10 protein-coding genes are annotated in these 11,499 nt (G+C 65.0%); 2 read left to right on the top strand and 8 right to left on the bottom strand.

Annotated features, from left to right (window positions below):
• From ACV4UX_RS14560 to ACV4UX_RS14525, 8 genes are all read right to left on the bottom strand, one after another.
• Window positions 1–993 (bottom strand): PAS domain S-box protein (locus tag ACV4UX_RS14560; protein ID WP_491594003.1); only part of this gene is annotated, 993 nt, incomplete at its 3' end.
• Between the two features lie 76 nt (window positions 994–1,069).
• Entirely contained in the window at window positions 1,070–1,906 is an 837-nt protein-coding gene (locus ACV4UX_RS14555) for a transporter substrate-binding domain-containing protein (RefSeq protein WP_491594002.1), read from the bottom strand.
• 390 nt (window positions 1,907–2,296) lie between these two features.
• A complete protein-coding gene (locus tag ACV4UX_RS14550) occupies window positions 2,297–3,109 on the bottom strand; it encodes a hypothetical protein (RefSeq protein WP_491594001.1) in 813 nt (270 codons plus the stop codon).
• Between the two features lie 3 nt (window positions 3,110–3,112).
• Window positions 3,113–3,346 (bottom strand): hypothetical protein, encoded by a 234-nt coding sequence (locus ACV4UX_RS14545; protein ID WP_491594000.1) that lies wholly within the window; start codon window positions 3,344–3,346, stop codon window positions 3,113–3,115.
• Between the two features lie 128 nt (window positions 3,347–3,474).
• Window positions 3,475–4,077 carry a DUF4881 domain-containing protein gene (locus ACV4UX_RS14540; protein ID WP_491593999.1) on the bottom strand — a complete coding sequence of 201 codons (603 nt, stop codon included), beginning with the start codon at window positions 4,075–4,077 and terminating at the stop codon, window positions 3,475–3,477.
• A 27-nt stretch (window positions 4,078–4,104) separates the two neighbouring features.
• On the bottom strand, window positions 4,105–5,157 hold the full coding sequence (locus tag ACV4UX_RS14535) for a sulfite exporter TauE/SafE family protein (protein WP_491593998.1): 1,053 nt from the start codon (window positions 5,155–5,157) through the stop codon (window positions 4,105–4,107).
• 18 nt (window positions 5,158–5,175) lie between these two features.
• Window positions 5,176–5,466: a DVU0150 family protein gene (locus tag ACV4UX_RS14530; protein ID WP_491593997.1), complete on the bottom strand. Its 291-nt coding sequence runs from the start codon at window positions 5,464–5,466 to the stop codon at window positions 5,176–5,178.
• A 24-nt stretch (window positions 5,467–5,490) separates the two neighbouring features.
• Window positions 5,491–5,907 (bottom strand): universal stress protein, encoded by a 417-nt coding sequence (locus tag ACV4UX_RS14525; protein ID WP_491593996.1) that lies wholly within the window; start codon window positions 5,905–5,907, stop codon window positions 5,491–5,493.
• Between the two features lie 195 nt (window positions 5,908–6,102).
• On the opposite strand from ACV4UX_RS14525, the gene ACV4UX_RS14520 reads away from it, so the two are divergent.
• Window positions 6,103–8,610 (top strand): sigma 54-interacting transcriptional regulator, encoded by a 2,508-nt coding sequence (locus ACV4UX_RS14520; protein ID WP_491593995.1) that lies wholly within the window; start codon window positions 6,103–6,105, stop codon window positions 8,608–8,610.
• Between the two features lie 38 nt (window positions 8,611–8,648).
• A complete protein-coding gene (locus ACV4UX_RS14515) occupies window positions 8,649–11,285 on the top strand; it encodes a PEP/pyruvate-binding domain-containing protein (RefSeq protein ID WP_491593994.1) in 2,637 nt (878 codons plus the stop codon).
• Window positions 11,286–11,499: the final 214 nt, after the last annotated feature.

Below are 11,499 nucleotides of genomic sequence, written 5' to 3'. Positions count from 1 at the left end.
CAACAGGGCCTCCTTTTCGTGCAGGGACCGCACGAGGGCGTCCCGCGCGGCCTTGCGCTCGGAGATGTCCTGGGCGTAGACCAGCGCGCCGTCCGTGCCCTTGTAGGGCATGGGCGAGGCCGACACCTCCACGGTCACGGGCGTGCCGTCCAGGCGCAGGATGGTCTCCTCGCGCCTGGGAACGCTGTTCCGGTCGGTGTTCAAGGTCTTGATGCGGCCTGCTACGGCCGCGCGGTCCTTCGGGCTGATGCGCTCCAGCACCGGCCGCCCCAGGAGTTCCTCCTGGGAGGATGCCCCGAAGAGCCTCACGCAGGCGGGGTTGACGTAGGCGAAGCTGCCGCCTGTCTGGACGAAGACCGCATCTGCGGAGGATTCCACCAGAAGCCTGAAGCGCTCCTCGCTCCGGCGCAGTTCCTCTTCGGCCCGCCTGTGGCGCGCTCCGGCCACCCCGAGGACCGCCGCCCCCGCGCCCATCACCGCCGCAAAGACCACGATGGCCACGCGGTGCAGCCTGTCCAGGTCCTGCGCCTCGATCCGGAATCGCGACGAGACGTCCATGGCCAACGCCGCCATGATGTCTTCCGACTCGGCCAACAGGCGGTCCATTTCCAGGCGGCGCGCTCCGGCGCTCAAAGCCTCACGCTCGCCGCAGGCCACGACGCCAGCGGCGAGCACCACCTCCCGGTAGCGCGCCAATCCTTCGGCGATGCGCTGGAAGCCGTTGCGGAACGCCGCTTCCTGGCGCATGGGCTCCAGGGACTTCAAGGCGTTGCCGACGCGCCAGGCCGCCTGCTCGAAGTAGGCGCAACGGCCTGGGTCCAGGGCGGACCCCTCTCCGGAAAAGGCTCGCTGCGCCTGCAGATACCCCCGCAGTATATCCCCGCGCGCCAGGCGCATGTGCCCCTGCACCTCGAGATAGGCCGCGTTGTTTTCCCGCCATGAAGCGTTCACCCACCAGAACAAGCCGCAGGCCGTCAGTATGACGATGGCCACGGCAAGGAAAGTCGGCGTGCTGAGCGCTGACCGCCACGGCCGACCAGGGACGGGAGAAGACCAGGGCATGGCGGCCTCAGTCCCCGCCGCCGGGCAGGTTGACGACGGTGAAGCCAAGCGGTTGAATGCGGGCCAGATGGTCCTGACTGCCCACATAGCCCGACAGGGCCTCGTCAAAGGCGTCGGCCAGATGCTTGTCGGACTTGCGGAAGGCCAGGGCGCAGCGACCTGGGCCGAAGCCCTTCACCGAGGGCTGAGCGAAGGGCTCGGCGGCTTCGAAGCGACCCTCCGAGTTCCCGGCCAGGTAGCGCACCGTTGGCCCCGAGAGCGCCAGGCAGTCCGCCAGTCCGTGGCGCAAGGCACCCAGGGCCGCGCCCACCTCGCTGACGGGATAACGCCGCGCGGGGGCCAGCCCCAGCCGGGCGAGAACCTCCTCCTCCACCGCCCCGTTGAGCACCGCTGCCCGCGCCTTGCCGGAGCGGACCACGTCCTCGTACGAATGAAGACCCAGCGGGTTGCCCGCAGGCACCAGAAGCCCCTGACCCACCACCACGGTGGCGCGGGAGAAGCGCACGCGGGCGGCGCGTTGAGGGGTGATGAACATGCCTGCGGCGATCACGTCGATGCGCCCGGCCTCCAGTTCGCCGAGGAGAGCGCCGAAGTCCATGATCACCCAGCGGATGTTGCCCAGGCCCAGGCTCCTGGCCGCGAACTTCACGGCCTCGGGGGCTTCGCCGCGCACTTCGCCTGCGGCGTTTCGGAACGAGTACGGCGGCTCGTTGGCGAAACCCACGCGCAGTTCCGCGCGGTAGGGCGCGAGGGGATCCGCTCCGTCGCACGAGACGGCAAGCCAGGCGATGCCGACTGTTGCCGCCAGAAGGGCGGCTGCGAGCGAACCCTTGAAGCGTTTCATGGTTCCCCCCACCCCCGAAACCCCAATTTGCCCGACACATTACCCTATACGAAACAAACCGGCAACCAGGGCCTGCAACTTGATCAATACCCTTTTCTGAGGGGGGATATCCGGGGGCGTTCCTGTTGGAAGAGCACGACGACTCTCCGAAAGGCTTGGTGATGCCTCCCCGCGTCATAGCCCGTCATCGTGGTTGGCCGGTCCGCCAGTCGTGAGGACCGTGCCGACTTCGGGGTGCTAACAGCCCTTTGATACGGTCGATTTTTGCAGCTTGTTCAACCAAACTCGCTGACGGGACGCAGGGAGAAAGCCAAGCCCGAAGAGTGATTCACATTCGTTACGGTTAGCCTTTTCCATGCGCACAGCCAGCGAAGTTTTTTCAAAAGGCTGCTACGTCCCGGGGGTTTCCCTCACGGGCAGCACGGCGAGGTCGCCGGGAGAGCAGCGACCGGACACGACTCGGGCCGTGGCGTCCTGGGCCGTGGCGGTGAGCACGCGGGCCTGGCCCACGGGGTTGCCGGCGGCGTCCTCCAGGAGCACGCTCCCGCCCGGCGCGAGTCCCCGGTCATTCCCCAGCGAGAAGGAGATGCGCTGGCCTTCGGGCTCGGTCTTGATCATGTAGACCACGGCCTTGCCGAGATCGGCCAGCCCGGCCTCGATGCGCCGCGAGAGCAGGAAGCCCGCCGCGCCGCAGGGCAGGGCCAGCAGGAAAAGGGTGAAGCTGGCGGGATAGGGCTCAAAGCCGGTGAGCCGCGTGAGCAGGGCCGGAGCGGCCGCCCTGAGCGATGGGGCGTCGGCGTGCACCACCACCCGGAAGGGCACGGAGACGTAGCGCTGGGGCTTCTCGGCCAGGGGCGGTCCTTCCACCAGGAAGATGCGCTCGCCGGGCTGGGCCTGGCCGTCCACCTCGATTTTGCCGCGCCACATGGCGCCGCCCAGCCAGAAGCCGCTGAAAAGCTCCTTGGGGACAACGCGCACGCCCGGGGTCTCTCCCATGATGCGCAGATCGGCGATGGCCTCGGCCCCGGGGGGCATGTGAGCGGTGATGTCCAGGGAAGCGCCGGGGAGCGACTGGAAATCGCGGGTGCCGTCCTTGAAACCGCCCACCAGGCCGTCGGCCAGGACGGCGAGAGCGGTGAAGAGCAGCGCCGAGGCGGACCAGCCGGCCATGCGGCGAAGGGAGACGGCCAGCTGGAGGTTCATGGTCTAGACCGCGTCCTGGGTTTGGTTCGTGGGCTGGGCGTCGCCGGATTTGTCGCGCAGGCAGCGCACGGCGGTGACGCCGAGAACCAGGGTGGGCAGCAGCAGGGAGAAGAAGGCCTTGCAGAATGCGGAGGTGAAGTTGTCCGGGTCCAGGGAGGCTGCGTGCATCCCGTAGGCTAACTCGGCCAGGATGGCGATGTCCACGGCGATTACGGTGAGGCGTTGCCTGATGTTCACGTCGATGCTCCTTGCTGGGTCCGGAGCCGGAGGGCCGGCGGAGTGGGGGGCCGTTTTTCCAGCCCTCCGGTCCGGAGTGTATGGCGACCCGGGCCGCTTGAGGGGAGCGGCCCGGGCTAGGCCCAATGCTACTTCTTGAAGATGTCGGTCTTGCTGATGTTCATGAACCGCAGGGACTTGCCGTCTTCCTTGTAGTAGACGCGCACTTCATCGCCGGCGTCCCAGGTGGAATCGGGCCAGGTCATGTATTCGTCAGGCACGCTGAAGGTGACGAGCATCTTCTGGCGGGCCGAATACACGGTGACGGTCTTCTTGGTCTTGTCCACCATGGGGAAGACCTTGGCCTTGCCCGTGGCCTTGTCGAACACCAGCGGGTGGTCGCGCTCCACGTTTTCCTGCATGTCGTGGATCTTGAAGCCGATGGTCTTGAAGTTCTGTTCCTTGGGATCGTAGATCACGATCTGGCTCTTCTGGGTGTCGAGCTTCATGCGCAGCCCGGCCTTGGGGACGGCGCCCATCTCCTGCGGGTCGGCAGGGATGGTGTAGGTCACAGCGGGCAGGCCGGTGTAGTCGGGGTTCATGGGCTCGGCCTTCTTGTCGCGAATGAAGGTCACCTTTCCGGCGTCCTTGTCGTAGGCCACCACGCGTCCCTGATCCACCTTGCCGAAGTCGCTGCAGCCCACCAGGGTCGCCAGGGCCAGGGCGGCCAAGAGAATCGATATGCGCTTCATGTTCATCTCTCCTTGGTCGTTAGCCCGTTAGGCGTTCTTCTTGGCGGCCAGCTCCGCCTTGGCGCCCTTGATCATCTGCACGAAGATGTAGAGGCTCATGCTTGAGACAAGGCCCAGCACCAGCCAAGTGGAGCCAACGTCCATGACGTACTTCAACTCCTTCACCTGCGCGCCCAGGAGCTTCATGGCGATGGACACGGCGCAGCCGATGACGGCCAGGCCGAAGGCGATGCGGATGCCGTAGCCCTTGATGTACTTGGTGGCCACACAGCCCACCTGCGCGCCGATGGACGCGCCGCAGAGCATGATGATGGCGGCTACCAGCTCGGTGCGGCCCTTGTAGGTGTAGGAGGCCGCGCCGTAGAGGCCAGAGATGGCCACTTCGAAAAGGTCGGTGCCCACGGCCACGTGGGTGGGGCAGCCCAGCAGGTAGATCAGGGCGGGCATGCGGATGAGGCCGCCGCCGATGCCCAGGATGCCTGCCAGCCAGCCGGTGAGGAAGCTCACGCCGATGGGCAGCCAGGCCGAGCAGTAGATGCCGGCGACTTCAAGGTTCACCATGGGGGGAATCTTGATCTTGTGCAGGGTCTTGTGCCACTCGATGCCGGTGGCCAGGGCGTCCACTTCCTTGCCTGCGGCCTTGGCGGCCTTTTCCTTCTGGCGCTTCTTGTTCACGTCATGGAAGACCATCCAGGCGATGGCGAAGAGCAGGCCCAGATAGATGTAGCGCACCACGGCCTCGACGCTGCCGATGCGCTCCAGCCACATGACCATCTGCGCGCCCACCTCGAAGCCGCCTACCGTGCCGACGATCATGATGATGCCGAGCTTGTAGTCCACGTTGCCGAACTTGCCGTGGCGCAAGGTGGAGACCAGGGACTTGCCCGCCATGTGGGCGATGTCCGTGCCGATGGCGAAGGCCATGGGGAAACCGAGGATGTTCAGGCCGGGCGTGACCATCCATGCGCCGCCCATGCCGAAAAAGCCGCCGATGATGCCCACGCCCACGCCCAGGATGACGAGGCCGGGCCAGAAGATCTTCACGCCCGCGATGGGCATCAGGATATAGAGCCAATCCATGGTGTGCCTCCTCTCGGCCTAGTGTTCCGCGAGGTCGCGGGATTTGAGGTCCAGTCCGATCCAGGTCATGATGATGTCGGCCAGCACGCCGAAGCACACGCCGATGGTGGGGATCAGGATCACGGTGAGGATCGTGAAGTACAGGTGGCTTTCGTTGTAGAGATTGGCCCACCAGGCCATGATGCCGTCGAGCTTGCGCGTGTCGGCCACCAGCACGATGGGTGCGGCACCGCCACCGGCCGCCAGGGCGAACCCGGGGACGGTCAGGGCCAGCAGCAGGGAGAACAATGCCAGCTTGATCCTTTTCATGATATGCTCCTTCAGTAAGGTTGATTAGCGGATCACGAGCACCGAACAGGCAGCGTGCGTCACGATCTTTCCGGCCACGCTGCCCAGGAGGAACCTTTCGATGCCCTTCTTGCCCCGGCTGCCCAGCACGATGAGCCCGGCGCCGATTTCGCCTGCGTATTCCACGATGAGGTCCGCCGGGGACACGCCCTGCTTCACCACGCCCTCGGCTTCCACGCCCTGGGCCTTGGCTTCCGACTTGGCGGCCTCGATCGCCTGTGCGGCGGCCTTGTAGAGCTTGTCGGACACGCCCGCGGTGTCCATCACGTCGCCGAGGTCCATGAAGTCCTCCGCCACGGTGAGCAACACAAGTTGGGCGTTCTGCTGTTTCGCGGCCTCGACGGCCTTCTGCAGCACTGCCTTCGCGTTGTCCGTGAGGTCCAGGGCAGCCAGAATCTTCATTGCGCGCTCCTCAAGGTTGGGGTTTTGCACTTTCACAACGCCCTGCCTTAAGCAACACGCATGCCATCCGACATATCATGATTAATTCCATGCATTTATAGAATTACGCGCAATTGCGAAAATCGCGCAAAACGCTTGACGCAAAGCGCTTGATGCGCAAAAAGGATGCATCGCGCATCGCGTGGAGGTTTGCTCATGGGCTTTTTTGTGCCGCAAAAACCCATCTGGGGAAGCATGGTTTCAGGGCTCGGCCCCTTCTCCCAGTGGAGCATCCGGCGCAAACTCATGTCCACGGTCATCCCGCTCATGGCCTTGGTGCTGGCCGTGACGGGCTACGCGGCCAAGACGGTGGCCGGTAAATACCTGGGCCTCTCCCTGGAGCGCACCACCAAGGTTTTCACCATGGGGCAGGCCTCCGCCCTCACCGATCTCTTCGAGCAGGCCCGCCAGGACATCCTGCTGTTGGCCCGCTGGCCCACGGACCCCCAGACGCTCCTTCGCTTCCTCTCGCTCCAGGCCGACGTGCGCCCTGGCGTCTACCGCGAGGCCGCCTTCATTCCAGCCGACGGAAGCGCCCCCCTTTTCGCCTTCGACACCGGACGCGAAGTGCGTCTCATCGGCAAGGATCAGGCCGAACGCATCATCAATCCGCCCCACGCCGCCCCGGCGGCGGCCGTAGGCCTGGGCAAGGACGGCGTGGCCCTCCTGGGACTCTCGGAAACCATTTATCCACCCGGCATCCTTCCCGGAATCGCAGGGGGGGGCACCTTCCACTTCTTCCGGCTCGTCACCCCCGTGTACGCCGGAGACGGATCCCTCCTGGGCTTCTGGATGCTCTCGCTGGATGGCCGGGCCGCTCGCGAACTTCTCTCCATCCACAACTCTCCCCGCTCGCCCCTGGCCGCTTTCCAGCGCACGTCCGAGAAGCGCTACAGTTTCTTCATAGACGCACAGGGCTGGATGCTCTTCCAGAGCGGGAACGCCGACGACTACGAACAGCCCCTCTCCACGGACGTTGCCCGCTCCGGACTGCGCGGCGACCATGGCCAGTCCGGCAACCGCAGCGCCTTCCGCCCTTCCACGGCCAACGAGGCCTACTGGCGCATGGTGGTGGACGTGCAGGCCGCACGGACCGGTGTGGAGACCGTCAACACCGAAATGGAGGCGCAATCGCCCTCCAACGACACCTACTCCCTCGGTTACTCGCCCGTTTATTTCAAAAACCATCCGGACAAGCCTGCCGATGTGGTTGGCGGCGTGGCCTTCATGGACAAATCGCGCCTGCTGCTCGCTGCGGAGTACCGCCTCAACGACGTGCTCCTGGTCATCTTCGTTGCTTCCATGGCCTTTACTGCAGGGTTGCTTTACGCGGTGGCCCGCGTGATCACGAGCCCACTGCTCGATCTGGCAGCACGGGTCCGCTCCATGCCGGATCAGCGCGTGCTCACGCCCATCGATCTCCCCCCGCGCGACCGGGAGACCACCACGCTCAAGGATTCCATCAACGCCCTGGTAGAGGCCGTGCTTTTCCAGCGCGAGGAATTGCGCCTCAAAGACGCCCACATCCAGGACCATCTCCTGAGGCAACCATTGGACCTGGACCAGCAGTTCTCGGAATTGCCGGACGAGCACCCCATGGAGGGCGTGGTCGGCCGCAGTCCGGCCATGCGCGAACTCAAGTGGCTCATCCGCAAGGCTGCCGCCGTGGACCCGGACGTGCTGATCATCGGGGAGACGGGGACCGGCAAAGAGGTGACGGCCCTGGCCATCCACAAGCTTTCGCGACGTGCGGCAGGACCTTACATCACCATCAACTGCGGGGCGCTGGACGAGAACCTGCTGCTCGACGCCCTCTTCGGGCACGTGAAAGGGGCCTTCAGCGAAGCCAAGACCGATCGCAAGGGCGCGTTCCTTGCCGCACAGGGCGGGACCATCCTCCTGGACGAGATCGGCAACGCTTCAGCCAAGGTGCAGCAGGCCTTGCTGCGCGCCCTGGCCGAGCGGACCATCATCCCCCTGGGAAGCGACCTGGAGATTCCCTTCGACGCGCGCGTCATCGCCGCCACCAACGTGGAACTGCTCGATTGCGTGAAGGAAGGCGCCTTCCGTGAAGACCTGTACTATCGCCTGCGCGTCCTCACGCTGCACACGCCCCCCCTGCGCGAGCGCATGGAAGACATCCCCCCGTTGGTCGGCGCGTTCCTCAAGGAATCTGCCGACGTGATGAACAAAGGGCCCATGAACCTCTCCAAGGGGGCATGGGAACGCATCGCCGGGCACAACTGGCCCGGCAACGTGCGCGAGCTCAAGCACTGCATCATGCGCGCCGTGGCCATGGCCGATTCCAACACCATCTACCTGGAAGACCTCCGGTTCGACGCCAAGCCTTCCGCCGGAGAATGGAAAGAGCCCGAAAAACAGCATGCCTCAACTCCGGCCAAACCCTTGCGGAAGGCAACACCGCCCCCGGCCCGACCCAACCCGGTCGAACTCAACGCAAGACAACGCAAAGGCCTGGAATACCTCACCGCCAACGGCAGCATCACGCGCTCGCAGTATCAGGCAATCCTCGACGTTGCCGTACCCGCAAGAACCGCGCAATACGACTTGCGCGATATGGTGGAACGCGGATTGCTCAGGATCAGGGGAAAAGGTCCCGCAACCTGCTACGTGGCCGCCGGGGACATCGAAAAGGAAGACTGACACCCCCCGGGTGGCCGCCCCAACTCAAGGGAGACGCGATGGCAAGGATCCAGAGTCCCCTTCTTGAAGGCATCAAGCGGCTTTTGCGTCCGCTTCTCGGGCGCAGCTGTCGCATCCAACCGGCGGACCAGACTCGATTCCGGTTCAAGTACGTAAACTTCCAAGAACTTCTGGAATCGAACTCGGAACTTCTTCGCATCATCACGGCCGTCGAGGAGAAGCTGCCGGGCAGAGATGTCTTCGGCATGGCCTTCCTGCATTCCGCGGCAAGCCAGGCCGTGTTCCATGGCCTGCGCATGCTGCGCGGCTACGAGAACCTTTCTGGGGCGGCACAGCCCGTGCTTCGCGAGCGCATCCAGATCATCCAGGAAGACCTGAAAAATGCCCTGTCCACGCAGCGACACGAACAGGGGCCGTGGTTCCTGGAATTCTCGGAAATTGATCGCGCAAGCGGCGAAACGGTGGGCGGAAAATGCGCAAACCTGGGCGAATCGCGCAACAAAGTCGCCCTGCCCATTCCCGAAGGCTTCGCCATTACCACCTCCGCCTTTCGCGCTTTGCTGGAACGATCGGACCTCGGTTCCGAAATCGCCAAGCTGACCATGGCCCTGGACGCCTCGGACCCTGCGTCCATCCAGGCAGCCAGCGAAGACATCCAGCGCCTCATGCTGCTTGCGCCCCTGCCCGACGGGTTCGAGGAGCAACTGCTGGAGAGGCAGGCAGCGCTTGCGACCCGCGTTGGCGTCGATCCCGAAGGCATCAAGGTTTCCATGCGCTCAAGCGCTGTAGGCGAAGACGGCGAACTCTCCTTTGCCGGACAATACCTCTCGATCCTGGGCGTTTCGCGAGCAAAGCTCGCCGAGAGCTATCGCTACGTGGCTGCAAGCCTCTACACGCCGCGCGCCATCGCCTATCGGCTTTTAAAGGGCGTGCCCGACGAGGCCGCCGCCATGGGCGTGGCCTGCCTGGCCATGGTGGATTCCGTGGCTTCAGGCGTCATGTACACGCGCCACCCCTTCGACCCCGGGGACGACGACATCCTCATCAACGCCGTCTGGGGACTTGGCCCCTACGCCGTGGACGGTGTGGTCACGCCTGACAGCTACCGCGTGCGCAAGCAGAGCCTCGAAATCCTGCGCCAGGAGATCGCACAGCAGGAATTCATGCTCGCGGGGATGCCAGGCGGCGGCGTCGAACGCCTTTGCGTGCAACAGGACCAGATCAACCAAGCCTGCCTCTCACGCACCCAAATCCGCACGCTTGCCGATTGGGGACAACGCCTGGAGGCCCACTACGGTTGTCCGCAGGATGTCGAATGGGCCTTGGATTCCTCCAAGCGCCTCGTGCTTCTCCAGGCGCGCCCATTGGCGGGGCTGCCCAAGGAAGCCTCCCATGCACGCCCGGCCGAACCGCCTGTCGCCGATGCCGAAATCCTTCTCGAAGGCGGCCACACCGCCTGCCCCGGGACCGGGTGCGGCGAGGTGTTCGTCGTAACCGACGACGATTCCCTCGCCCTCTTCCCCGAAGGCGGCATCCTCGTGGCGCAGCACTCCTCGCCCAAATTCATGGTGGCCATGACCAAGGCCAGCGCCATCGTCACCGACCACGGCAGCGTCACCGGTCACATGGCCTCGCTCACGCGCGAGTTCAACGTGCCCACCATCCTGGGCATGTCCCGGGCCACCTCAGCACTGCGCCCCGGGACAAACGTCACCGTGGACGCGGCCAACCGCCGCATCTACAAGGGAAACGTCGCCGTCCTCCTCACGACCCAGGACGCAGGTCCCGCACCCATGATCAGCACTCCCATCCACGCGCTGCTCAAGAGCGTCCACGCGCTCCTTGCACCTTTGAACCTCGTGGACCCCAAAGCGCCGTCCTTCTCGCCAACGCATTGTCGGACCATGCACGACATCACCCGATATCTCCACGAGCGCTCCTACGCCGCCATGTTCTCTCTGGGAGACGAGGCCTCCGGCGACGGCGGCATGGCCGAACGGCTCGACGCAGGGGTCGGCCTCGACCTGCACGTCATCGACCTGGGCGGCGGACTCGCGGGCGATCCCTGCAACCGCGACGCGGTATCCCTCCACGACATCCTGAGCGTCCCCTTCAAAGCCCTCATGGAGGGACTCGCCGACGAGCAGTTCGTGGCCAAAGGGCCACGCCCCGTTCACCTTCGCGGCTTCCTCTCCGTCATGGGACGCCAGATGGTGGACGGCCCCAACATGGGATCGGAGCGCTTCGGAGAACGCAGCTACGCCATCGTTTCCGACAAATACCTCAACTTCAGCTCACGCGTGGGCTATCACTACGGTGTCCTCGACTGCTACTGCGGTAAGACCGTCAACAAGAACTACATCACTTTCGCCTTCAAAGGCGGAGCCGCAGGCGAGGAACGACGCGAGCGGCGCGCCCGTGCCATCGCCCTCATCCTGCAACGTCTCGGCTTCACCGTTTCAACCAACGCAGACCGCGTGGAAGGCCGTTTCCAGAAATACCCCCCCGAACTGGTGCGCGAGCGCCTCGTCCAACTGGGGCGGCTCCTCCAGTTCACACGGCAGACCGACATGCTCATGACCAGCGAACAGGCGATCCCCGCCATGGCCGACGCCTTCCTGCGCGGCGAGACGGTGTTCGGCGTCGGTGGAATACCCGAAGCAGGCGCCGATTGATGTTGTCGGGCGCTGAGGCGTGAGGCGCCTGGTCGCATTGGAGGACTTGAGCGAGGGATGAAGCCTCCGACGGCCAGAGAGGACGCCGCCATCCCCGGACTTTTCCGGCAGGGCTCCGCCCTGCACCCGCTGGAGAGGGCGCTGCCCTCTCCAGACCTCACCCGCCAGGGGGGAGCCCCCCCTGGACCCGGCAATTGCTTCGCGGGCTTCACCG

The sequence above is a fragment of the Fundidesulfovibrio sp. genome, from assembly GCF_058402725.1.
The sequence above is the reverse complement of the archived record's forward strand: the minus strand, read 5'-3'. Positions and strand labels throughout refer to the sequence as shown.